This window comes from Ruegeria sp. CDSB113, assembly GCF_059611045.1.
Window position 1 is genome coordinate 38955 of sequence record NZ_JBXWOU010000007.1, and the last position, 21633, is coordinate 60587.

A 21633-nucleotide genomic window follows, 5' to 3' on the forward strand; every position below is an offset into this window, starting at 1 on the left:
GATGTGAGGACTGAAATGAAATTCACTTTCCCCATTTTTGTCGCCTCACTGGCTCTTCTGGGTGCGTGTGCAGAGCGATACGACGCGGTCAGCTTCGTTATACAGGGCGACGAAATCGTTGCTTCGGGGGCTATTGATCACACGACACTCAGCGCTTTTGAAGAAATCACCGCGGCCAATCCCGAGATCAAGACCCTTGTACTGCAGAACATCGAAGGCTCGGTCGATGATGATGCAAATGTCGTTTTCAGCCGCGTTGTTCGGGACGAAGGGTTCGATACTGTGGTGCCCTCAAACGGTTTGGTCGCCTCTGGTGGCACCGATCTGTTCCTCGCCGGCAATCGACGCACTCTGGAACCTGGCGCATGTGTCGGGGTTCATAGCTGGGGCGGCGGCGGATATGTGGCTGCCAACCTGCCCGAAAACCACCCCGAGCACGATCGCTATCTCGACTATTTCAATGATATTGGTGTCGACCCGGCCTTTTATTGGTTCACGCTTGATGCAGCGTCCGAGGACGAAATGCACTGGATGTCAGCAGAGGAAGCCAATCGATTCAATATGGCGACGCGCAATTCGAAATCGTTGGGATCAACAGTGATTTGCGACGAGCGGTAGCCACGCTTAACGCCGCAGATAGGTCTGCCATATCCAGATTACCAACAGCGCGCCCAGAACCGCGCCTATAAATCCGGACAACCACCCTGCCACGGTGATCAAGGCCCGCAACAAAAATCCGCCAACCAGTGCACCAACGATGCCAATCAACATGGTTGTGGGGATGTTGGCCTCGATCCGCATTAAACGGGTGGCCAGGAACCCTGCGGCGGCTCCGATGACGATTAGGGCGATGACAGGCATGTCACTTCCTCCAATGGGTCGGCACGATAATCAGCGCGCCGACGGATGACACAATAGCGTTCAATCCCGGGGACCCAAAAGCAAGGTTAAACCCGAACATCCTGCCAAACATGATCTGAGCAAAGAAAAACAGAAAGGCACCGCCGATACAAATGATGATAGATTGCAGATAGCCGTTTCGGGTAAACCCGGTTTTTTCCGCGAGGCTTCCAACGACGGCTGCGATCAACACCGTCCCCATCAAAGTCATGTACAAGTCTGTTATTCCTTCTAAATCCGACTTCCCTTGGCCACAGGCCAGCCCCGCAGAAAGGTTTCCTTATCCTGTGCGCCTTTGCCCGCCCGTTGCAGGCGCAACAGATCAACGGCACCTTCGCCGCAAGCTATTGTCAAGGCATCGTCCAGAGCTTCGCCGGGTACGCCCTGCCCCTCGGCCAGACGCGACGCCAGTAGTTTCACGCGGTCCCCGTCAATCTCGGTCCAGGCACCTGGGAACGGGGACAGACCACGGATCTGCCGGTCCACCTCTGCTGCGGGCCGGGACCAGTCAATCCGTGCCTCTGATTTGTCGATCTTGGCGGCATAGGTCACACCAACCTCGGGCTGCGGCTCGGGCGTCAGATCCGGCAGGTCATGCAAAGCCTCAACGATCAGTTTGGAGCCAATTATCGACAGCCGGTCATGCAACTGGTCGGTGGTTTCCTCGATCCCGATATCGGTTGCTTCGCGCATTAGAACCGGGCCTGTGTCCAGACCGGCCTCCATCTGCATGATGCAGATACCGGTTTGCGCATCGCCGGACATGATGGCGCGATGGATCGGGGCCGCCCCGCGCCAGCGCGGCAACAGGCTGGCATGGATATTCAGACATCCCTGGGCAGGCGCGTCCAGAATGGGCTGCGGTAGGATCAGGCCATAAGCGACCACCACAGCCACATCTGCGTTCAGTGCAGCAAAGGCATCCTGTTCATCTGACGATTTCAGAGACACCGGATGGCGGACAGTCAGGCCTAACGCTTCGGCCCGTGCGTGAACCGGTGTCGGTCGGTCCTTTTTGCCCCGGCCAGCCGGGCGCGGGGGCTGGCAATATACGGCGACGATATCATGCCCAGCTTCGACAAGCGTATCCAGAACCGGAACCGAAAAGTCGGGCGTACCCATGAATACAACGCGCATCTCTACCCCAGCTTTTTGGCTTTGCGCAGCAGCATGTCCCGTTTGACTTTGCTGAGCCGGTCGAAATACATCTTCCCGTTCAGATGGTCGATCTGGTGCTGTACGCTTGTGGCTTCGATCCCGACAAAATCGCGGCGATCCACCATCCCCTGCTCATTCAGAAACTTGACCGTCACTGCGCGCGGGCGTTTCACCTTGGCCGAGACACCGGGCAGGTTCGGGCTGGCCTCATCATGTTCGCGCAATTCGATTGAGCTGTGCAGGATTTCTGGGTTCGCCAAACGCACAGCCTTACCGCGTTCGACCGAGCCGTCCACCACAGCCAGCCGCAACATGACACCGATCTGCGGTGCGGCAAGGCCAACACCGGGCATCGCCTCCATCGTGTCGATCATGTCGTCCCAAATGGCACGGATTTCATCGGTGATCTCGGCGACGTCCTCCGCCTTGGTGCGCAGGCGTTTATCGGGCCATGGCAGGCAGGTGCGAGAGGTCATGCGCGGGCCTGCTCGCGCTTTAGTTTCTGCATCTTGCGCGTTATCATCTGACGCTTAAGCGGCTTGAGATAATCGATGAACAGCTTGCCGTTCAGGTGGTCGATCTCATGCTGGACACAGGTCGCCCACAGGCCATCGAATGTGTCCTGCTGCAAGTTGCCATCCCGGTCGATCCACGTGGCATCAACAACTTTGGGGCGCGTGACTTCGGCGAATTGATCGGGGATCGACAGGCAGCCTTCCTCGTAGACATTGGTCTCATCGGACGAGGCGATGACCTCGGGGTTGAACATGATCAGCGGACGCGGGGCTTCGCCCTCTTCCTTAACGCAGTCCAACACGATCAACCGATCCAGCACACCGATCTGAGGCGCGGCCAGACCAACGCCAGGCGCGTCATACATCGTCTCCAGCATGTCGTCTGCCAGCTTGCGCAGCTCGTCGCTGATATCTGCCACAGGCGCGCAGACCTTTTTCAGGCGGGGGTCGGGATGGATCAGGATATTGCGTTTCATGGGGTTGATTTAGGCCATCCCGACCCGCGCCGCAACGCCCCCCTTGCACCCGCCGGAATTGTGGCTAGCTTTCGACCGGACAGATGGAGCAGACATGACTTTCAACGACCTGATCGACCGCCGGGGAACCAACAGTTCAAAATGGGATAAGATGGAGCAGCTCTACGGCGTGTCGCCGCAGAATGGGCTGGCCATGTGGACCGCGGATTCCGATTACCCAACAGCACCATGCGTGATAGATGCCGTTCGAAAAGCGGCTGACCATGGGGTCTTTGGGTATTCGTGGATTCACCCGGACTATCTGGCATCGATTCAGTGGTGGATGAAGAACCGCCATAGCTGGGACATCGACACCGATTGGGTGCTGACTTCACAGGGGTTAGGCAATGCGATCGCCCTGTCTCTGGATGTCTGGAGCGAACCGGGCGACGGCGTCGTCATCTTCAGCCCCGTTTACCATGAGTTTGCCCACAAGGTGAACAAATCGGGACGTCGCGTTGTCGAGTGCCCGCTAGTTCGCCAAGGCGAAACCTATGGCCTGGATCTGGACGATGCTCAGTCGCGTCTGGACGGGTCGGAAAAGCTGTTGTTGTGGTGCTCGCCGCAAAACCCCTCGGGCCGGGTGTGGACACCGGATGAACTGCGTGCCGTGGCCGCATTCGCCGAACGTAATGGGTTGATTTTGGTCTCGGATGAGATCCACCACGATCTGGTTTATCCTGGCAATACGTTTGTGCCAATGGATGTGGCCGCGCCGGAATCGCGGCCGTGGACCGTGACCCTGACTGCGGCGTCCAAGACATTCAACATCGCCGGTCAGCGGACCGGTAACATGATCATTCCTGACCCCAAACTGCGCGCGGCCATGCGGCACCGCATTCAGACGCTGGATTATGACCCCAGCGCATTGGGCGTGGCGATGATAACTGCCGCCTATTCGCCCGAGGGTGCGGCGTGGGTTGACGAACAGGTCGCGCATCTGGCGGGCAACTGCCAGGTCTTTAACGCGGCAATCGCCGAGATCCCTGGTCTGTGGTCCATGCCGCTGCAGGCCACCTATTTGGCTTGGGTAGAATTCTCAGGGACCGGCATGACCCATGAAGAGTTTGTCCGTCGCCTGCGCGAAGATGCCAAAATCGCAACGTCCTCAGGCCCCGGTTTCGGCGCAGGTGGTGAGACCTTCGAACGGTTTAACTTGGCCACTCAGCGTGCACGGGTCGAAGAGGCATGCGCCCGGCTAAAGCATGCATTTGCTGATTTGCAGTGAACGAGGCGGCCAACGGCGATGTCGTTGGCCCTGCCCTCAATCCTTGTGCCCAAGTAACGCAATCGGCGCGTCCGGCGCGCGGTAGAAATCCAGCGGAGCCTTGTCGGCCGCGGCCGTGCTGCGCTTGAACTCGTACCGCATTTCGCCTGCTTCATCCTCATCCGCGATGATTAGGCATTGGTACAAGTGATTGACACCATCATAGATATCCACAAGCCCGCGCAGTTGAGGCGTGGTATCGGCCTCAACTGTAAATCCATCTTTCCACAATCGAAGAATCTTGTAGGTATTGTCGCCAATATCGACACGTAGGCGGCTGATCTTTTTCAATCCTGCGATTCGCGCCGCATCCAATTCGGCAGTAATTTCCTTTGAAACATAAGTACTCATAAAAATATCTCCCCGGGCAGTGTATTCTATTGTGAGGCGCAAATTGTAAAAATCCAGTGAACCTGATCACAGTCAGCGCCGGGATTTCTATTTGTTGCACAGAAATCCCAATCCATCCTGTGCGTATGCGCAGGAAGGATGCGCGCGCCCTCGCATAGGAACGGCACTTGCGACCGCCTATGTTTGGCGAAATCGCTTTTCGGAGGGCATGAGATGGGCCTGTTGGTCGACGGTAAATGGCACGACACTTGGTATGACACCAAATCCACTGGCGGCGCGTTCAAACGCAGCGCCGCGCAGTTTCGCAATTGGCTGACGGCAGATGGCAGCGCCGGACCATCGGGCAAGGGTGGCTTCAACGCTGAAACCGACCGCTACCACCTGTATGTCAGCCTGGCCTGTCCATGGGCGCACCGCACTCTGATCTTCAGGGAACTGAAAGGTTTGAACAAGCACGTCTCAGTCTCGGTGGTACATCCCGACATGCTGGACAAAGGCTGGACCTTCGAGACTGATGACCACGGCGCAACCGGGGACACACTGTACGGTCTGGGCTTTGCCCACCAGGTTTACACCAGGGCCGACCCGACATATTCGGGTCGTGTCACAGTGCCGATCTTGTGGGACAAGAAACAGCAGACGATCGTTTCGAACGAAAGCTCGGAAATCATCCGCATGTTCAACTCGGCCTTTGACGGGATCACCGGCAACACCGACGATTACTGGCCCGAAGCGATGCGCGATGAGATCGAAGAGGTGAATGCGCGCATCTATTCCAACGTCAACAACGGCGTCTACAAATCCGGCTTTGCCACGAGCCAACAGGCCTATGACACCGCCGTGGACCCGCTGTTTGAAACACTGGACTGGCTAGAGGATCGTTTGGCTTCAAACCGTTATCTGATGGGGGATCGCCTGACCGAGGCTGACTGGAGGTTGTTCACGACGCTGATCCGGTTCGATCCCGTCTATCATCTGCATTTCAAATGCAACCGGCGGCGGCTGATCGATTACCCCAACCTGTGGGCTTATACGCGCGAGCTGTATCAATGGCCGGGCGTCGCATCGACGGTGAACATGCACCACATCGTGCGCCACTATCACTATAGCCACGAAAGCATCAATCCGCATCGGATCATCCCGACCAACCCGGTTTTGGACTACATGGAACCGCACGGGCGCGGTCAGCGGCCCGCCGCGTAATGTTCAACCATCGCCGCCAGATCTTCTGGCGGCGTGCCGCTTTGCACATAAGCGCACGCGTTTGGGCTGTGGGCAAAGATCGATCCGTCTGAAAAAAAGGTGGTGTTGGTGACAAAGATCACCCGCGCCTCGGGGCGGCGATAGCTGGCGAAATCGGCCACAGCCAACGCGCTGCCATTTTCCAGCACCAGATCCAGCACGATGATATCGAAATCCGTGCCATACAGCGCAAGGATCGCAGCCTCTTGTCCGGCAACAAGCGTCACTTCGGCGCCTTGCCGTTCCAGATGTCTTTTCCAGACCCGACCAAGGTCGGGGTTACTCTCAACAATCAGTACATTCATTTGCAACAACCTCGGCACTTGGTAGAGTGTGCGGTGCCGACCCCCGTGGTTTGTGATCACGCTTATTCCTTAACAAAGTGTTAATGGTGCCGGTCAACCGGGTCGATCACGCGGATTTGCTTGTGTAAGCGGCGAAAATCCGCTTGAAGCACCGGAAACACGCAATTCCGGCGAGAACATCGATGGCAAGCCCAAACGCAGATTTGAACCCCCGTGCCGCGCGCGACCATGGCGGCGGGATGGACGGTGCTATCGCCCGGTTCGGCGGGGCACGCGACAATTGGCTGGACCTGTCCACCGGCATCAACCCACACCCGTATCCGGTGTCGGGACTGACCCAGTCGGATTGGGCCGCGCTGCCGGATCACGGTGCGTTCGAACGACTGTCTGCCGCAGCACGCCAGTTCTGGTCTGTTCCAGATGGTGCCGCGATTCTGCCCGCGCCCGGCGCTTCGGCGGTAATCGCCCGCATGCCTGCCCTTGCTGCGACGGGTCGGGTGCAGATCACAGCCCCCACCTACAACGAACACGCGGCAGCTTTTTCCGCGCAGGGTTGGACAGTTCAATCGAACGGCCCAGCCGAGGCGCGCGTCCTTGTGCACCCGAATAATCCGGATGGACGTATCTGGACCGTAGAGGACGCCGATGCCCCGCTGACCGTGATTGATGAGAGTTTTTGTGACGTTTGCCCTGACGTATCCCTAATTCATCTGGCCGAGCAGCCCGGTGTGATCGTGTTGAAAAGTTTCGGCAAGTTCTGGGGTTTGGCCGGGCTGCGGCTGGGGTTTGCAATTGGTCGTCCGGAACTGATCGCAAAATTATACGATTTGACCGGTCCATGGTCCGTCTCTGGCCCTGCCCTTCGGATCGGGGAACGGGCGCTGCGGGACACAGACTGGGCCAAAGCGACCCGTCAGCAGTTGGCGGCAGCGACAAAACAGCTGGACAGGATCATGACCGGCAAGGGGGCAAAACTGGTCGGGGGCACCACGTTGTTCCGCCTTTATGACGTCGACGATGCCGCCGCTTGGCAGGCCAAGCTGGCCCGCGCCCATATCTGGAGCCGCATATTCCCCTACTCAAACACTTATCTGCGCCTTGGCTTGCCGCCCGCAGACGGGTGGAGTCAGCTTGAGGCCGCGTTGTGAGCACAGCATTTCTGCTTGTTTGTGCCATGTGTCTGGACGCGGCGCTTGGAGAGCCAGATTGGCTCTGGTCGCGCATTCGTCATCCGGCAGTGATGATCGGCACTGTCATCGGCTGGCTGGACCAGCGCCTGAACCGCGGAACGAATAGGCACCTGAAAGGCGTGGCCGTCGTGGTGCTTCTGGTCTTTGGCGCAGTGATTCTGGGCCGCGCGCTGACCTTGTTTGGGCCGGTGATCGAAATCATCCTTGCCGCAATTCTGCTGGCACAAAAGTCACTGGTGACCCATGTCCGCGAAGTCTGCGACGGGCTGCGCATCTCATTGGCCGAGGGCCGCGCCAAAGTGGCCATGATCGTATCGCGCGATACGCGGGACATGACCGAGGCGCAGATCGCGCGTTCTGCGATTGAGAGCGCTGCCGAAAATCTCAGCGACGGCGTAATTGCGCCCGCGTTTTGGTTTCTGGTCGCGGGCCTGCCGGGGTTGCTGATCTACAAGGCGGTCAACACTGCCGATAGCATGATCGGCTACCGGTCGGAAAAGTACCGCGACTTCGGCTGGGCCGTGGCGCGTCTGGACGATTTGTTGAACCTCATTCCCGCCCGTCTGACCTGCGTGATGATCGTGGCGCTATCCGGTCAATGGGCGCGCTGGCCAGAAATGGTCGCGGATGCACGTCGCCATATCTCACCCAACGCCGGTTGGCCCGAGGCCGCGATGGCGCGCGCCTTAAACGTCGCCCTTGCTGGGCCGCGCAGCTATGACGGACAGGTCCGCGATCTGGCCTGGGTCAACGGTGATGCGCCACGTAACATCGGCGCGCCGGAGATTTTCCGCGCATGTGACATGCTTTGGCGGGTTTGGGGGCTTGCGCTGGGCCTCGTGTCGGTGTGGGTTGGGGTCAGCTTTATTTTCTGACGGACCCTAAAATGCGTTTACTCTCGGGCATCATTGCCGCCACCCTGCTCACCTCTCCCGCCCTGGCCCAATGTGGCGGCGGGTTCAATTCCTTTGTGAAGGGTCTGAAGGCCGAGGCCGTTCAGCAAGGGTTCGATAAATCCACTGTGAACAGCTTTTTCAAAGGTGTTCAGCAGGACAGCGCGGTTCTAAAGGCGGATCGGGCGCAAGGCGTATTCCAAATACCTTTCATCGATTTTTCACGCCGTCTGATTTCGCAAAACCGGATTGATCGCGGCAAATCCATGTCTCGCAAATACGATACGGTGTTTGACCGGATTGAGCGGGAATACGGCGTGTCGCGCGGTGTACTGCTGGCGTTCTGGGCGTTCGAGACCGACTATGGCGCGGTACAAGGTGACTTCAACACCCGCAACGCTCTGGTCACTCTGGCGCATGACTGCCGCCGGCCTGAGTTGTTTCGACCACAGGTTTTTGCAGCCATCGAGCTCTACAGCCAAGGGGATTTCGACCCCAACCGCACGACCGGAGCCTGGGCAGGTGAGATCGGTATGGTGCAGATGTTGCCCCGCGACATTCTGGAAAATGGCGTGGACGGGGATGGCGACGGCAAGGTCTCGCTAAAAACCTCAGCCCCGGATGCGCTGATGTCGGGCGGCAAGATGCTGTCGCATTTGGGCTGGCGTCCGGGTGAGCCCTGGCTGCAGGAGGTAACTGTTCCCGCCCAGATGGACTGGTCCCTGTCCGGCCCCGGCAAGTCGCGGTCCGTATCCGAATGGCAGGCGATGGGCGTTCAAGCGCGCAGCGGATCTCTGGCCAATCTGCCCGCGTCGCTGATCCTGCCACAGGGTCGCAACGGCCCCGCATTCTTGGCCTACCCAAACTTTGACGTCTATTTCGAATGGAACCAGAGCTTTGTTTATGTCCTGACCGCTGCCTATTTCGGTACGCGGTTGGAGGGCGGCCAAATCTATGACGCAGGTTCCCCGCCACAAGGCCTGTCGGGCGCGCAGATGAAGCAATTGCAGACCAAGCTTCAAGCGCGTGGGCATAATGTGGGCAAGATCGATGGTATTCTGGGTGCCGGCACGCGGGCTGCCGTTCAGGCCGAACAGGCACGGCTGGGGTTGCCCGCGGATGCGTGGCCAACAGCTGATTTGCTCAATCAGTTATGAGCCCCGATGCGTCCCGCACAGACGGGACGCATCCGGACGCAACACCACAGAGTTATGCAACCTCGGCGCGGTGATGCGGCGCTTTTGGTTCAAACGCGTGTGAAGTCAACGCCCCTCCCCGCGTTTCAATCGCCGTATTGGCAGGGATTTCAGTCCATTCGCCGCTATTCGCGTCCAACGGTTCGGACGAAATAATGAACCCATCCTTACACGCCTTGTAGTGGAGGCTTGGGGCAAAGCGGTCCGAGGCATATCGGGCGGCAAAAAGGCGATCGCCGTCCGACCAACAAGCGGCAAAGCGAAGATATGGCATCGTACCTCGGCGTCGTGACAGATCTTCGACACGTTGGACTGCCCGCTCCATGGCGCCGATCGGATCGATATCCAGACCTTCGCCATGGGCAATCAGGAAAATCGCTTCGCTTTCGGTTGCGCCAAGCCGGTGGCTGTAGAGGTCAGGTGGTATCATCCCGTCCAGCTCCTGCCGGATACGGTCATGCCCTCCGGCCTGCCCATTATGCATAAAACTCCATTTTCCAACGCCAAACGGGTGGCAGTTGTTCCGCGAAGTTGCAGTACCAGTTGATGCCCGCACATGGGCCAGAAAGAGATGCGACCGGGTGTGATGCGTAAGCTGTTTCAGGTTGGCATCCGACCAGGCGGGGTTAGTGTCCTTGTAAAAACAAGGCGTCTCACGTTCGGAATACCAGGCAAGGCCAAATCCATCTGCGTTGATCGGCGTCTTTCCGATCAGAGCATTTCGGCTCTGAATGACAAGCGATTGCTCTTGGTTCAGAACCAATTCATCTAGATAACGCTTTGCGCCTGCCCAAGCCAGAAATCGGCACATCTGTTAGCCCCATTGAGTATGAATTTTTTGAGAGCATACCACCGGCTCAGACAAGAAAACTCACCATTCTTCGCGGGCATTCGGCAATATTTCGATCAAATGACAACGCAAAACGCGAATCTTAAATCAAATAATGCCCTACTTGGATCCGATGCCTGATCGTCGAGGCGGCTACCAAACTCATTCAGGCCGGACCGGGTATCGGTCGCCTTTCTCGTCAATCAAAACTAGGCGCTTACCGCTGCGTACATAGAGATCGCAGCGGCTGAATCCGTTACGATACGCAATGCAGACACTGCCGTCGTCGGCAATGGAATATGTCCCAAACGCAGAATCCCCGCTGGCGTAAGTAAAGGAATAAGCCCCACCAGCCGAAAACTTGGACTGTCCGTCGTCATAGAAGGTCAGCGTTCGCCCCGCGAGGGCGTCCAGCTCGGCAGATGAAAGCGGGACATCTCCGGGTTTTGTTGGCCATTCCGCCGCCACAACCGGGCTGGCAGCCAACAAGGCAAAGATCAGATATCGGGTCATGCTGCCACCTTACCCCGCCACCGGGCGATTGAGGCATAACGTTGCAGTGAACGATCAGGCGACCATCTGTTCGGCCTTTTTCAGATCGACTGAAACCAACTGGCTGACGCCCTGTTCCTGCATAGTCACGCCAAACAGCCGGTCCATCCGCGCCATGGTCACCGCGTGGTGGGTGATGATCAGGAAGCGAGTGTCCGTCTGGCGGCACATTTCGTCCAGCAGGTCGCAGAAACGGGTGACGTTGGCGTCATCCAGTGGCGCATCGACCTCATCCAGCACACAGATCGGCGCGGGGTTGGCGAGGAAGACGCCAAAGATCAGCGCGGTCGCCGTCAAGGTCTGCTCGCCGCCCGAAAGCAGGCTGAGAGTGGATAGCTTCTTGCCCGGTGGCTGGCACATGATTTCCAGCCCGGCATCCAGCGGATCGTCGCTTTCGACCATGACCAGATTCGCCTCACCGCCACCGAACAGGTGCTTAAACAGCATGGCAAAGTTCGAATTCACCTGCTCAAACGCGGTCAAAAGACGCTCGCGGCCTTCCCGGTTAAGGCTGGCAATCCCACTACGCAGGGCCTTGATCGCTTCTTCCAGATCAGCCTTTTCGGTGTTCAGCGTATCGAACTCTTCCTGAACTTCCTTGGCGTCTTCTTCGGCCCGCAGGTTCACCGCACCCATCGCGTCTCGCTGGCGCTTGTGGCGGTTTACTTCGGCCTCCAGCGCGTCGGCTGCAGGCATCTGGTCGGGATTCACATCCAGTTGGTTCAGCAACTGGTTCGGCGTCAGCTGCTGATCTTCAGCGATCCGCTCAGCGGCGGCCACGACGCTTTCTTTGGCTGCGTCACAGCGCGCTTCGGCCGCTGCACGGGATTCGCGGGCTTCAGACGCCAAGCGTTCAGCTTCTCGCTCGGCCAGCACGACTTCGCGCTGCTGCGTCTCAGCCTCGGCAAGCTTGTCGGCGGCCTCGGCGCGCCGGGCCTCGGCTGTCTCGATCAACTCGTTCAGTTCTTCGCGGGCTTCGGCGATCTCACCCGGGGCGGCCATCGCCTCAGACAGTTCTTCCTCAGAGCTTTCCTTGCGTTCGACCAGTTCCGAGATACGTTTTTCTGCTGACTCCAACCGGTGCCGCCAACCACTGAGGTCCTTGGTCACTTCCTGGGCCCGCCGGGTTCGTGCCTCGCCTTCACGGCGCAGCTCATCATGGGATGAGCGATGGGTCAGCATGGTGATCCGCGCGGCCTCAACCGTCTGTTTGATATCCTCGACCTGCGCGCGCGCGCTGTCGACGTCACCCAGGCCGGCCAGAGCACCTTCGGCCTCGCGCAGTTGCGCGCGGGCAGACATGGCATCATCCTTGTGTCTGTCAACGGCAAGGGTAAGCGTTTCCAGCCTGCCCTGCGCCAGATTGCGGTCAGCCTCGGCCCGGCTCAGCCCGCGCGCGGATTCTGCCATCCGCTGATCGGCGGCGCGTCGGGCTTCACGGGCCCGGCGGTCTGCCTCGGTGACATCCGCCAGTTGCTGCGACAGCGCTTCATGCGCGGCGCGGGCACCATCAGCCTGCGCTTCGGCGCGGGTAAGTTCCTGTTTCAGAGCTTCAAGCTTGTTGAGCTGTTCCAACCGCAAAGCTGCAGCGCTTGGCGCATCTTCGGCCCATGCCCGGAACCCATCCCAACGCCATAAGTCACCCGAACGGGACACCAGACGCTGCCCCGGCTTTAATGAGGCTTGCAGCCGCGCGCCCTGATCCGCATCAACCAATCCGATCTGAGCGATCCGGCGGCTCAGACGGTCTGGGCCCGAGACATGCAACGCCAATGGTTCTGCACCATCGGGCAGGGGCTGATCTGCATCGTAGCCTGACACTTGCACCCAGCCGGACGGTCCGTCGGCATCGACCAAAGGTGTACGCAGGTCGTCAGCCAGTGCCGCCCCCAGCGCCTTTTCAAAGCCGGGCTCGACCCGCAGCAGATCCAGAACCTGCCCGCCTTCCGCCGTATCCCGTTCGACCAGCTTGGCCAAGGCGGATGTCTCGGCACGGATCGCGCCCAGTTCACCCTCGGCCTCAGACCGCTGGGCGCGCGCTTCGGCTTCTCGCGCCTGCGTTTCATTGCGCAGCTCGTCCGCTGCGGCCAGCGCTTCGTCGGCGGCCTCAGCGGCCTCGCGCGCTTCTTCCTCACCCTCTTGCGCTTCCTCAAACGCTTCGCTGGCGCGGGTCAAAGCATTGCGGGCTTCGTCTACCGCAGCACGGGCTTTCTCTTCTTCGCCTTCGGACCGGGTCAGCGTCTTGCGGCTATCTTCGACCAAACGCTGAGCCGACTGGTGACGCGCCACAAGACGCGCCACATCTTCGGTTTCCTGCGACAGGTGATCTTCTCGATCTTGCAGCACGGATGCGGCTTCGCGCGCGATCTCAGCGGCCTCAGCCACTTTGTCGTCATGCCCATCTGCCGCTTTGGCCAGTTCGCGCGCTTCCCATTCCAGACGCTCAATCATCTGGCCCGCGTCCCGGTTCAGGCCGGTTTCGCGTTCGATATCGTTGGCCAATTGCTGAATGCGGTTGGTCAGCGTCTCGATCGTCTGACGCGCGCGGGTTTCCTGATCAGCCAGTTGGTCGCGCTGTACCTGCTGTCGTTGCAAGACGGCGGCGGCGATTGCCTCTTCCTCGCGCAGAGGCGGCAGAATTTCCTCGATTTCAGACCGCTTGGCGCTGGCGGCGCGGGCTTCGGCCTCGGCGCGCGAGGCTTCGGTGATCCGCTCGCGCAAGACGTCTTCGGCCTGTTGGCGGGCCATGTCAGCCTCTTTCCAGCGGCGATAGAGCAGCATGCCTTCAGCCTGCCGTAGTTGCTCCCCAATCTCACGGTACCGCGCGGCCTGACGCGCCTGCCGCGCAAGCTGCGCCAATTGGGTGCCCAATTGCTCCAGCACGTCATCAACACGGGTCAGGTTGGATTCAGTGCCCTTCAGCTTAAGCTCCGCCTCGTGGCGGCGCTGATAAAGGCCCGAGATACCGGCCGCCTCTTCCAGAATGCGGCGACGCGCACGGGGCTTGGCGTTGATCAGCTCGGCAATGCGGTTCTGCCCCACCAGTGCAGGTGAATGCGCGCCGGTCGAGGCATCGGCAAACAACATCTGGACATCGCGCGCCCGAACATCTTTGCCGTTGGTCTTGTAAGCGCTGCCGACATCGCGGGTGATGCGACGCACAATTTCCAACTGATCGCTGTCATTGAACCCCGAAGGCGCCAAACGTTCCGAGTTATCCATCGTCAGGACAACTTCGGCAAAATTGCGGGCCGGACGCGTTGCGGCCCCGGCAAAGATCACATCCTCCATCGCGCCACCGCGCATGGATTTGGGGCGGTTTTCACCCATTACCCAACGCAATGCTTCCAGAAGATTGGACTTGCCGCAGCCATTTGGGCCCACCACACCGGTCAACCCATCCGCGATAATCAGATCGGTCGGGTCAACAAAGCTTTTGAAGCCGGTGAGTTTAAGTTTGCTGAACCGCAAAGGCCGCTCGTCCCATGATTCCTATATCTGGAAGTCTGCGCAACCCATTGGGGGTGAGTCAACGGAGTAACGCAGGATATGGGATTTCCCGCCAAGTTATCCACAATATCTTGCCAAAATACGCAAGAAAGCGCGTATCTCAGTAAGGAGCGCACTCAAAAACCTGATAGCCATAGTCTTCGTAGTAGCCATAGTCGATACATTCATAGGGACCGCGAAGAAGGCTGCCAAAAATCAGCTTTTCCCCCAATTCCCGGTCACAACCCAGAATGCCCACGGTGACCGCAGCGTCGCCCAGAACATCCAACAACGGGCAACCCGACACCTGTGCCATAGCCAGTGCGGCCCGGTCGCGGATGGGGCCAAGGCGCGGAGCATATTGAGAGTTGATGCGTACAGCCTCGGCCAGTTGATCGCGGACCCGCACATCAAATACACTGCCGTTCACTGCCACACGGGTCGCAGGCACATCGCGAAAGTGGGGCGTGCCGGCCGAGCAAGCGGCCAGCACTAGAAGGGACACGTACCGGATCATACCCCCAGCATTGCGCCATCAAGGTTAACAAAACCTTTCCGCCGATCAGGCCCGCAAAACCTCACCCAATCGGCGAATACCTTCGCGGATCGTATCCTCATCCGAGTTCGAGAAGCTCAGCCGGATCGTGTTGGTCCCGCTGCCATCCGGGAAGAACGCCCCACCCGGGACAAAGGCGACTTTGACCGTGTCCAGCGCGCGGGCCAACAAATCGGCCCCGTGTGTACCGACCGGCAATGTCAGCCAGATGAACATGCCGCCTTCGGGCCTGGTCCATTGAACCCTGTCTGGCATATGGTCCTGCAACGCCTGCAGCATGGCATCGCGGCGGGCACCGTAGACACGACGCAGCATTGGAATATGCGTGTGGAAACAAGCCCGTGCCACCTGGTCAATGGCCATCTGGTTAATCGTTGCCGAATGCAGATCGGCAGCTTGTTTCATTAACACCAATTGCGAAATCACTGGCTTTGCCGTCACGACCCAACCAACCCGCAACCCCGGAGACAAGGTTTTCGAAAAACTACCGCAATAGATCGTACGGCAGTCCTCAATCGACCCTTTGCGTGCCAATTCCAGCGCCAGAACCGGAGGGATGGCATCCCCGTCATAACGCAGGGCCTGATAGGCTCCATCCTCGATCACTGCACAGTTCAGCGCATCTGCCAGATCCAGCAGCGCCTTTCGCCCCCGCAAGTTCACGGTTTCACCCGTCGGGTTGGCAAAGTCTGGCGAAAGATAGGCGAATTTGACCGCGCCTTCGCCCGCTGACGCCGCGTACTCAACCGCGCCCCGATTGCCATTGATGCTGAGGCGGTCAAACCGCGGTTCATAGGCATTGAAAGCGGCCAATGCGCCCAGATAGGTTGGCCATCCGACCAGCGCAGTATCGCCCGGCGACAGATAGAGTTTACCCAGATAATCCAGTGCCTGCTGCGAGCCCGATGTGATCAAGATGTTCTCAAGCCCGCATTCCACTCCGATTGAACGCATGTGGTCGACGAGCCATTCCCGCAGCGGGACGTAACCTTCGCTGACGGAATATTGCAACGCCTGGGCCTGCTGGTCCGGCCCCAACGCAGCTTGAAAGGCGGTAGAGAACCCTTCGGCTGGAAACAACGCAGGATCGGGGATGCCGCCTGCAAACGAGATGATCCCCGGCTGATCCAACAGCTTTAACAACTCGCGTATCTCAGACGCTTTCATCCGGGATGCCCGCGTGGCGAACAATTCGTGCGTAGACATGAGTCTCCTCCGCTCTCAGTGACGGCCAGCGTAGAGAGGAACAGCATAAAGTCAACAATGCTGACCTAATATTTTAGACCACGTGACCCCGCATTCTTGAACCTCGCCGCCATCCGTGGTCATATCATTTGACCAATTTCCGGAATGACGCCCGCATGCCTTTTCAAAAAGTTCAGACCGAAAAGCTTTCAATCGCAGTGGTTCGCCAGATTGAACTGCTGATCCTGCGCGGCATACTGCGCCCCGGCGAACGTCTGCCCGCCGAACGCGAATTGGCCGAGCGGCTGGGCGTATCCCGGCCTTCCCTACGCGACGCAATCGCAGACCTGCAAGACCAAGGCTTGCTGACAGCCAAGGCAGGGTCCGGGATTTATGTGGCCGAGGTTCTGGGCTCAGCCTTCTCCCCGGCGCTGATCCGGCTGTTCGGCAGCCATGACGAGGCGGTGTTCGATTACCTCTCGTTCCGGCGCGACATGGAAGGGTTAGCCGCCGAGCGCGCGGCCCGGCTGGGCTCGGACAGCGACCTGAAGGTGGTTCAGACGATCTTTGACAAGATGGAAGCCGCCCACATCCGTAACGCGACCGAAGATGAGGCGCAGCTGGACGCGCAATTCCACATGGCAATCATCGAGGCCAGCCATAATGTGGTCATGCTGCATATGATGCGGTCAATGTACGATCTGTTGCGGCAGGGCGTGTTCTATAACCGCCAGATGATGTTCCACCAGCAAACGACGCGCGAAGCAATTCTGGACCAGCACCGCGCCATCAACACGGCGCTTCAGGCACGCGACCCGGCTGCGGCCAGACACGCGGTTCAAGAACATCTAAGCTTTGTTGAACGCTGCATGGCCGATCAGCAAAAAGCAGAAAGAAACGAAGAAATCGCTCAGCAACGCCTTCAGCACGAGGCAGGCACACTGTGATCGTCAACGTTTTAGTTGCATCGACTTTACGCGTTGCTTCATGTCTTCATAGTCCTGTTGCGTCAGGCTGGCGCGGCGGAACGCTTTTAGAATTCTCCATTGCTGCCACCGGCTGGGCCACGTGAGGCTGTCCCGCGCAGTGAAGGCATAAAGGTCTCCACGGAGGTGGACTTTCCGCATCTCCAACTGCTCAGCCATATAATCCAGGCTTTGCTCAGAGAAAAAGCTGATGTGCTGGCCCGTCTCAAAAGCCCAGTACCACCAGTCGCGCGGCGGTAGATCCTTTGGATCGAAGCAAGTCGCCGAAAAAAAGAGCGTTTCGAAACCAAATTTCGTGCGCGCCTCTTTTAAGTGCGAAAGCGGATCCGGCAAATGTTCAAGAACTTCAAAGGCCGTCGCAACTGCATATGTTCCATCATCCGCGTCGAACCCACGCGCCAATAGGTTTTCTGCATAGGGGTCGGACCAGTGAAAATTCAGTCCAATGTCCCTTAGGCCGCGAACAAACAGCCCATAGCCTCCGCCAATGTCGATCCCACGGGCATCTGCAAGACCATTCGCACGCATGGCTGTTGAAACACGGCGCAGGTTCGACAGGTTTCGGGCGACGATCCCTGTATCCGTCAACGCGATGGCATCGCTATACGCTTCTTCCAGCCATGTCGGGTTTTCTACCCAGATATAACCGCAGCTTTCATCCAGAAAGTACTTTGCCGGGTGTCGCCCGATCACTTCGCTTTCAAAAAGCAACACTCCAAGTTGCCCGGTGATTGGAGAATAGGGCATTGATCACGTTGCTCCGCTCGAAAGGTCTTGTAGGTTCGGTTGAAATGGTGCTCCGCTGCCTTCACCAAGATGCTCTTGCGGCGCGATAGTCGTCAACGCCGGGTCGATATAGAGCCTGGCACCTCGTGTACGCATTTCCTGATGAAACAGGACATGTTCACAGACCAGCCGGTTCTCCTCATCTCGGCATCTATATCTCAGGCCTCGTAACGCCTGAGTTTTATAAAGGCCTGCGCCTGCAAAAGCGCTGTCGACAGGTATAAGTTGGCAATCTTCTGGAATATGAAACTGACGGTCATGGATCATAGTCTTCAAAAGGTTTCGACGCCATTTTCGTTTACCAAACAAAGGTTTACGCGCGTTGTGTATCTGTTGCCAGACATCCTGTTCGCACCAACCCCGGCAGCGCAAGGCATATAAGTCGTAGTAGGCTGGCCTTGAGTTTGCAAAAACCGCTTCCCACTGAATATCCGAACGCTTGGCCGCTGCTAAAACAGCTTCGGGATTCAGACAGATGTTCGGCCCGTCTAAATCCAGCATCAGAGTCAGGTGGTTGTCACGACCATTCTTTTCGAGAGTTTCAAGTATAGAATTTCGAGCAGCGGTGATACGCTCGACACGTTCAGTAATGCCCGAGATCACACCATCCAGCCGAATGATCTGAACCTCGGCACTCCGGTTCGCGTATTCAGACAGTATCTGATCGGTGTCATCTGTATTGTCGTTGGTGGCAATGATGACCGAGTATTGCCCCACCCGTTTCGACAGGTCTTCGATCCGGTGGATCGTTTCTTTCAGAGCCGCCCCCCCGTTGCGCACCGCGCCGACAATGTTCATGGAAACTGTGTTGTCTGTGGCGGGCACGGTCACTCTTTTCCTGTTTCCGGATTTCAGCTTTCTACTTCATCCGACCTTGTTCTGTGCAATCCCAGAGCCTCCGGAAAGGAAGGTGGACACACTATGGCTCTGTCCTAAAATGCCCAAACAACGCCTTCGCATCCGTCAAATCACAATTCGGATTCGCTGCACAAGTGACTAGATTAGGATCGCGCGTCGCCCCTGTAGAAAACAAGTGACCCGAAAGCATGCGGCTTCCGGGTCACTTCTGTTACTCGTCTGCAATCTGTCGGTGTCAGTGCAGTTTGTCACCAACATCCGCAATCGCTGCGTCGATCAGTTTGTTCGCCTGTGCGGCCGTCATCTGCTTGGCCAGAACTGCGTTGGCAGCCGATACCGCAACGGTGATGGCCTGATCGCGGACTTCCTTGACAGCTGACGCCTCAGCCGAAGCGATCTGGTCCTGAGCTGCAGCCAGACGGCGGGCGATGGAATTCTCCAAATCGACCTTTGCCTGTTCTGCCGCCAAGATAGAATCTTCTTTGGCTGCGGCCACGATGGCATCCGCTTGAGTCTGCACTTCACGCTGCTTGCGCTCGTACGAGGCCAACAGGCTGCGTGCCTCTTCATGCAGGGCGCGGGCTTCGTCCAGTTCGGACTTGATGCCGTCGGCGCGATTGTCCAACGCGCCACCAATCATGCCCGGAACCTTGAAATAGAACAGGACCGCGATAAAAACGATGAAGCCCAGAAGGACCACAAAGTCGGTGTTGCCAAGCGAGAAGAACGGGCCGCTTGCAGCCAGCGCAGGGCTGGCGGCGCCGACGGTCAGGATAAGGGCAAGAGTATTCCGCATGTCACTTATCCTTTCGTCTGCGCGTCAATTGCACTGTCGATGGCTTTGGCATCTGCCTCGCCGCCCAGTGCTGTGACCAGTTCAGCTGCCGTATCCTTGGCAACCACTTGAATGCTTTCCAGCGCGCCGGCACGGATATCGGCAATTGCCTTTTCCGATTCAGCCGCCTTTGCAGCGATTTCCAAGTCTGCCTTGGCAATCGCGTCATCCAGACCGGACTGGATTTCAGCGCGGGCTTCCGCTGCGATACGCTGTGCCTCAGAACGGGCATCGGCCAGCGCCTTGTTATAGGCCTCTTCAGCCTCGACCGCTTTGGCCTTCAGATCTTCGGCCGCAGCCAGGTCATTTGTAATGGTCCCCTGACGTTCCGCCAGGATTGCCGCGATGCGGGGCAAGGCCACGCGAGACAGGACCAGAAAGATGACGACCAGCGTGATGACCAGCCAGAAAATCTGGTTGGGGAACCAATCGAAGCAGAGCTGGGGCATCCCGATCGCCGACCCATGAGAGTCAACGCAGGTACCTGCAATCTCTTCGTATACGGGTTCTGTCGCCATGATGTCCTCCGTCGGAACGTTGTCTTTACAACAGGTGGGCCGCTATGGCTTGGACCCACCTGCGCGTAAGGATCAGGTTCCGCAGATTAGACGGCGAACATCAGCAGCAGCGAGACCAGGAATGCAAAGATCCCCAGGGCTTCTGCGAATGCGATACCGATGAACAGGGTTGCGGTCTGCGAAGCAGCCGCCGAAGGGTTGCGCAGGGCGCCGGCCAGGAAGTTGCCTGCTACGTTGCCCACCCCGATTGCGGCTGCGCCGGAACCGATTGCTGCCAGGCCTGCGCCGATGTGTGCGAGATCGCCTTCCATGATGTTTCTCCTTACGAATTGGAAGTTTCGATGTTTGGGTATCGGACCTTAGTGCGAAGGATGCAGTGCATCTTTCAGGTAAACACAGGTCAGAATGGTGAATACGTAGGCCTGGATGAAGGCCACCAGGACCTCGAGACCGTACATTGCGGTGATCGCCAGAACGGACACGGGTGAGATCACGGCAATCGCGGCAAAGCCTGCGAACACCTTGATAACCGCGTGGCCCGCCATGACGTTACCGGCAAGACGAATAGAGTGGCTGACCGGGCGCACAAAGTACGAGATCAGCTCGATGATCGCCAAAATCGGACGCAGCGCCAGTGGGGCGCTGGACACCCAGAACAACCCCAAAAACGCGGCACCGTTCTTGACGAAACCCAGGATGGTCACGGTCAGGAACACGGCCAGCGCCAGCGGGATGGTCACCGCGAAATGCGATGTGGTGGTGAACGATGTCGGGATCAGACCCAGGAAGTTCGCGGTCACGATGAACATGAACAAGGTCATGACATAGGGGAAATACTTGACGCCCTCTTTACCACAAATGTCTTCGAGCATCTTGTAGATGAAGCCATAAGCCAGTTCCGCGATCGATTGCATACGGGTTGGAACGATGGCGCGTTTCGAGGTGCTCAGGACCAGCAGGCCGATGATGGCAAGGATGGCAAGGAACAACCACAGGGTCACGTTGGTCGGTGTGTACCAGGCAATCGAGTCACCGCCAAAAAGCGGCTTGACGATGAACTGATCCATCGGATGAAAAACCAGGCTGCTGCCTTCTGCTGCGGTGGTCTCAGTCGCCACGTTCAGTCCCTCTCGTCCTTGTCGGCTGCCTCAGCCGCCGTTTGCTTTTCCTGAGCCTGCTGTGCGCTGCGGAGCATAACCTTCACCCCGGCGACCAAGCCCAGTATTGTAAACAGCACCAGAAATATCGGGATTGTCCCGAGCAGGCTGTCCAGCCCGTATCCGATGCCAAATCCGATCCCCAGACCGGATACCATTTCGATGACCATCCTCCAGGCAAGCTCGCCCCCGGACACGTCAGCATCCGCACGAGGTTTCGGCGCTTTGGCCTTTTTTGCCGCGTCGATCTTGGCCTCCAGCTGCGCCATACGCTGCTTTTGGTCGTCATCGGTCACGGGCAATTCCCTCGCACAGTCTTGGGTAGGGTGCTAAGGGGCAGGAGGCACAGA

The 21633-nt window shown here is 58.3% G+C and carries 26 protein-coding genes; 7 read left to right on the forward strand and 19 right to left on the reverse strand.

The window, feature by feature from the left end:
* The first annotated feature begins 15 nt into the window (after window positions 1-15).
* Complete coding sequence (locus tag AC2FIS_RS13510) at window positions 16-618, forward strand: COG3904 family protein (RefSeq protein WP_496698533.1); 603 nt, start codon at window positions 16-18, stop codon at window positions 616-618.
* Window positions 619-624: 6 nt separating this feature from the next.
* Here AC2FIS_RS13510 and AC2FIS_RS13515 read toward each other — a convergent pair whose 3' ends face one another.
* Genes AC2FIS_RS13515 through def (AC2FIS_RS13535) form a run of 5 tightly spaced genes read right to left on the reverse strand, consistent with a single transcriptional unit; the run spans window position 625 to window position 3049 of the window.
* A complete protein-coding gene (locus AC2FIS_RS13515) occupies window positions 625-861 on the reverse strand; it encodes a GlsB/YeaQ/YmgE family stress response membrane protein (RefSeq protein WP_496698531.1) in 237 nt (78 codons plus the stop codon).
* Between the two features lies 1 nt (window position 862).
* Window positions 863-1117: a hypothetical protein gene (locus AC2FIS_RS13520; RefSeq protein WP_058278955.1), complete on the reverse strand. Its 255-nt coding sequence runs from the start codon at window positions 1115-1117 to the stop codon at window positions 863-865.
* 14 nt (window positions 1118-1131) lie between these two features.
* Window positions 1132-2037, reverse strand: coding sequence for a methionyl-tRNA formyltransferase (gene fmt, locus AC2FIS_RS13525; RefSeq protein ID WP_496773866.1), 906 nt, complete (start codon window positions 2035-2037; stop codon window positions 1132-1134).
* Window positions 2038-2039: 2 nt separating this feature from the next.
* Window positions 2040-2534 (reverse strand): peptide deformylase, encoded by a 495-nt coding sequence (gene def / locus AC2FIS_RS13530; protein ID WP_496773867.1) that lies wholly within the window; start codon window positions 2532-2534, stop codon window positions 2040-2042.
* The gene (def, locus tag AC2FIS_RS13535; protein WP_496773869.1) at window positions 2531-3049 is read right to left on the reverse strand and encodes a peptide deformylase; all 519 of its coding nucleotides are present in this window, start codon (window positions 3047-3049) and stop codon (window positions 2531-2533) included. The genes def (AC2FIS_RS13530) and def (AC2FIS_RS13535) overlap by 4 nt, the downstream gene beginning before the upstream one ends.
* Window positions 3050-3143: 94 nt before the next feature.
* Between def (AC2FIS_RS13535) and AC2FIS_RS13540 the strand changes: the two genes are divergently transcribed.
* Window positions 3144-4316 carry a MalY/PatB family protein gene (locus AC2FIS_RS13540; RefSeq protein ID WP_496773870.1) on the forward strand — a complete coding sequence of 391 codons (1173 nt, stop codon included), beginning with the start codon at window positions 3144-3146 and terminating at the stop codon, window positions 4314-4316.
* Between the two features lie 36 nt (window positions 4317-4352).
* Here AC2FIS_RS13540 and AC2FIS_RS13545 read toward each other — a convergent pair whose 3' ends face one another.
* Window positions 4353-4706, reverse strand: coding sequence for a hypothetical protein (locus tag AC2FIS_RS13545; protein ID WP_496773872.1), 354 nt, complete (start codon window positions 4704-4706; stop codon window positions 4353-4355).
* A gap of 213 nt (window positions 4707-4919) precedes the next feature.
* Between AC2FIS_RS13545 and AC2FIS_RS13550 the strand changes: the two genes are divergently transcribed.
* Window positions 4920-5909 (forward strand): glutathione S-transferase family protein, encoded by a 990-nt coding sequence (locus AC2FIS_RS13550; RefSeq protein WP_496773873.1) that lies wholly within the window; start codon window positions 4920-4922, stop codon window positions 5907-5909.
* Here AC2FIS_RS13550 and AC2FIS_RS13555 read toward each other — a convergent pair.
* Window positions 5891-6253, reverse strand: a complete 363-nt coding sequence (locus tag AC2FIS_RS13555) for a response regulator transcription factor (RefSeq protein ID WP_108861296.1) — start codon at window positions 6251-6253, stop codon at window positions 5891-5893. The two genes, AC2FIS_RS13550 and AC2FIS_RS13555, sit on opposite strands and share 19 nt — an antisense overlap.
* Before the next feature lie 182 nt (window positions 6254-6435).
* Between AC2FIS_RS13555 and AC2FIS_RS13560 the strand changes: the two genes are divergently transcribed.
* Genes AC2FIS_RS13560 through AC2FIS_RS13570 form a run of 3 tightly spaced genes read left to right on the forward strand, consistent with a single transcriptional unit; the run spans window position 6436 to window position 9493 of the window.
* Entirely contained in the window at window positions 6436-7401 is a 966-nt protein-coding gene (locus tag AC2FIS_RS13560) for a threonine-phosphate decarboxylase (protein WP_496773874.1), read from the forward strand.
* Complete coding sequence (cbiB, locus tag AC2FIS_RS13565) at window positions 7398-8318, forward strand: adenosylcobinamide-phosphate synthase CbiB (protein WP_496773875.1); 921 nt, start codon at window positions 7398-7400, stop codon at window positions 8316-8318. The genes AC2FIS_RS13560 and cbiB overlap by 4 nt, the downstream gene beginning before the upstream one ends.
* 11 nt (window positions 8319-8329) lie before the next feature.
* A complete protein-coding gene (locus tag AC2FIS_RS13570) occupies window positions 8330-9493 on the forward strand; it encodes a lytic murein transglycosylase (RefSeq protein ID WP_496773877.1) in 1164 nt (387 codons plus the stop codon).
* A gap of 52 nt (window positions 9494-9545) precedes the next feature.
* On the opposite strand, the gene AC2FIS_RS13575 is transcribed toward AC2FIS_RS13570, so the two are convergent.
* From AC2FIS_RS13575 to AC2FIS_RS13595, 5 genes are all read right to left on the reverse strand, one after another.
* The gene (locus AC2FIS_RS13575; protein WP_282120838.1) at window positions 9546-10343 is read right to left on the reverse strand and encodes a class II glutamine amidotransferase; all 798 of its coding nucleotides are present in this window, start codon (window positions 10341-10343) and stop codon (window positions 9546-9548) included.
* Between the two features lie 180 nt (window positions 10344-10523).
* Window positions 10524-10874 carry a hypothetical protein gene (locus AC2FIS_RS13580; protein WP_058273303.1) on the reverse strand — a complete coding sequence of 117 codons (351 nt, stop codon included), beginning with the start codon at window positions 10872-10874 and terminating at the stop codon, window positions 10524-10526.
* Between the two features lie 54 nt (window positions 10875-10928).
* The gene (locus tag AC2FIS_RS13585; RefSeq protein WP_496773878.1) at window positions 10929-14384 is read right to left on the reverse strand and encodes a chromosome segregation SMC family protein; all 3456 of its coding nucleotides are present in this window, start codon (window positions 14382-14384) and stop codon (window positions 10929-10931) included.
* 139 nt (window positions 14385-14523) lie between these two features.
* Window positions 14524-14907: a hypothetical protein gene (locus AC2FIS_RS13590; protein ID WP_496773879.1), complete on the reverse strand. Its 384-nt coding sequence runs from the start codon at window positions 14905-14907 to the stop codon at window positions 14524-14526.
* A gap of 57 nt (window positions 14908-14964) precedes the next feature.
* Complete coding sequence (locus tag AC2FIS_RS13595; RefSeq protein ID WP_496773880.1) at window positions 14965-16164, reverse strand: aminotransferase-like domain-containing protein; 1200 nt, start codon at window positions 16162-16164, stop codon at window positions 14965-14967.
* A gap of 155 nt (window positions 16165-16319) precedes the next feature.
* Here AC2FIS_RS13595 and AC2FIS_RS13600 point away from each other — a divergent pair, with 155 nt between their 5' ends.
* The gene (locus AC2FIS_RS13600) at window positions 16320-17090 is read left to right on the forward strand and encodes a FadR/GntR family transcriptional regulator (protein ID WP_496773882.1); all 771 of its coding nucleotides are present in this window, start codon (window positions 16320-16322) and stop codon (window positions 17088-17090) included.
* A gap of 3 nt (window positions 17091-17093) precedes the next feature.
* On the opposite strand, the gene AC2FIS_RS13605 is transcribed toward AC2FIS_RS13600, so the two are convergent.
* From AC2FIS_RS13605 to AC2FIS_RS13635, 7 genes are all read right to left on the reverse strand, one after another.
* Window positions 17094-17876 (reverse strand): class I SAM-dependent methyltransferase, encoded by a 783-nt coding sequence (locus tag AC2FIS_RS13605; protein ID WP_496773883.1) that lies wholly within the window; start codon window positions 17874-17876, stop codon window positions 17094-17096.
* A 3-nt stretch (window positions 17877-17879) separates the two neighbouring features.
* On the reverse strand, window positions 17880-18740 hold the full coding sequence (locus AC2FIS_RS13610) for a hypothetical protein (protein ID WP_496773885.1): 861 nt from the start codon (window positions 18738-18740) through the stop codon (window positions 17880-17882).
* Between the two features lie 268 nt (window positions 18741-19008).
* Window positions 19009-19569 carry a F0F1 ATP synthase subunit B gene (locus AC2FIS_RS13615; RefSeq protein ID WP_496723324.1) on the reverse strand — a complete coding sequence of 187 codons (561 nt, stop codon included), beginning with the start codon at window positions 19567-19569 and terminating at the stop codon, window positions 19009-19011.
* A 5-nt stretch (window positions 19570-19574) separates the two neighbouring features.
* Window positions 19575-20126, reverse strand: coding sequence for a F0F1 ATP synthase subunit B' (locus tag AC2FIS_RS13620; protein WP_058273311.1), 552 nt, complete (start codon window positions 20124-20126; stop codon window positions 19575-19577).
* 86 nt (window positions 20127-20212) lie between these two features.
* The gene (locus tag AC2FIS_RS13625; RefSeq protein ID WP_005981269.1) at window positions 20213-20437 is read right to left on the reverse strand and encodes a F0F1 ATP synthase subunit C; all 225 of its coding nucleotides are present in this window, start codon (window positions 20435-20437) and stop codon (window positions 20213-20215) included.
* 48 nt (window positions 20438-20485) lie between these two features.
* Window positions 20486-21244 (reverse strand): F0F1 ATP synthase subunit A, encoded by a 759-nt coding sequence (locus AC2FIS_RS13630; protein ID WP_108861308.1) that lies wholly within the window; start codon window positions 21242-21244, stop codon window positions 20486-20488.
* Between the two features lie 2 nt (window positions 21245-21246).
* The gene (locus AC2FIS_RS13635) at window positions 21247-21579 is read right to left on the reverse strand and encodes an AtpZ/AtpI family protein (RefSeq protein WP_496773887.1); all 333 of its coding nucleotides are present in this window, start codon (window positions 21577-21579) and stop codon (window positions 21247-21249) included.
* Window positions 21580-21633: the final 54 nt, after the last annotated feature.

Coding starts and splice junctions, on each gene's coding strand:
- AC2FIS_RS13510 (WP_496698533.1), top strand. CDS start 16: ATGAAATTCACTTTCCCCATTTTTGTCGCCTCACTGGCTCTTCTGGGT.
- AC2FIS_RS13515 (WP_496698531.1), bottom strand. CDS start 861: ATGCCTGTCATCGCCCTAATCGTCATCGGAGCCGCCGCAGGGTTCCTG.
- fmt (WP_496773866.1), bottom strand. CDS start 2,037: ATGCGCGTTGTATTCATGGGTACGCCCGACTTTTCGGTTCCGGTTCTG.
- def (WP_496773867.1), bottom strand. CDS start 2,534: ATGACCTCTCGCACCTGCCTGCCATGGCCCGATAAACGCCTGCGCACC.
- def (WP_496773869.1), bottom strand. CDS start 3,049: ATGAAACGCAATATCCTGATCCATCCCGACCCCCGCCTGAAAAAGGTC.
- AC2FIS_RS13540 (WP_496773870.1), top strand. CDS start 3,144: ATGACTTTCAACGACCTGATCGACCGCCGGGGAACCAACAGTTCAAAA.
- AC2FIS_RS13545 (WP_496773872.1), bottom strand. CDS start 4,706: ATGAGTACTTATGTTTCAAAGGAAATTACTGCCGAATTGGATGCGGCG.
- AC2FIS_RS13550 (WP_496773873.1), top strand. CDS start 4,920: ATGGGCCTGTTGGTCGACGGTAAATGGCACGACACTTGGTATGACACC.
- AC2FIS_RS13555 (WP_108861296.1), bottom strand. CDS start 6,253: ATGAATGTACTGATTGTTGAGAGTAACCCCGACCTTGGTCGGGTCTGG.
- AC2FIS_RS13560 (WP_496773874.1), top strand. CDS start 6,436: ATGGCAAGCCCAAACGCAGATTTGAACCCCCGTGCCGCGCGCGACCAT.
- AC2FIS_RS13570 (WP_496773877.1), top strand. CDS start 8,330: ATGCGTTTACTCTCGGGCATCATTGCCGCCACCCTGCTCACCTCTCCC.
- AC2FIS_RS13575 (WP_282120838.1), bottom strand. CDS start 10,343: ATGTGCCGATTTCTGGCTTGGGCAGGCGCAAAGCGTTATCTAGATGAA.
- AC2FIS_RS13580 (WP_058273303.1), bottom strand. CDS start 10,874: ATGACCCGATATCTGATCTTTGCCTTGTTGGCTGCCAGCCCGGTTGTG.
- AC2FIS_RS13595 (WP_496773880.1), bottom strand. CDS start 16,164: ATGTCTACGCACGAATTGTTCGCCACGCGGGCATCCCGGATGAAAGCG.
- AC2FIS_RS13600 (WP_496773882.1), top strand. CDS start 16,320: ATGCCTTTTCAAAAAGTTCAGACCGAAAAGCTTTCAATCGCAGTGGTT.
- AC2FIS_RS13605 (WP_496773883.1), bottom strand. CDS start 17,876: ATGCCCTATTCTCCAATCACCGGGCAACTTGGAGTGTTGCTTTTTGAA.
- AC2FIS_RS13615 (WP_496723324.1), bottom strand. CDS start 19,569: ATGCGGAATACTCTTGCCCTTATCCTGACCGTCGGCGCCGCCAGCCCT.
- AC2FIS_RS13620 (WP_058273311.1), bottom strand. CDS start 20,126: ATGGCGACAGAACCCGTATACGAAGAGATTGCAGGTACCTGCGTTGAC.
- AC2FIS_RS13625 (WP_005981269.1), bottom strand. CDS start 20,437: ATGGAAGGCGATCTCGCACACATCGGCGCAGGCCTGGCAGCAATCGGT.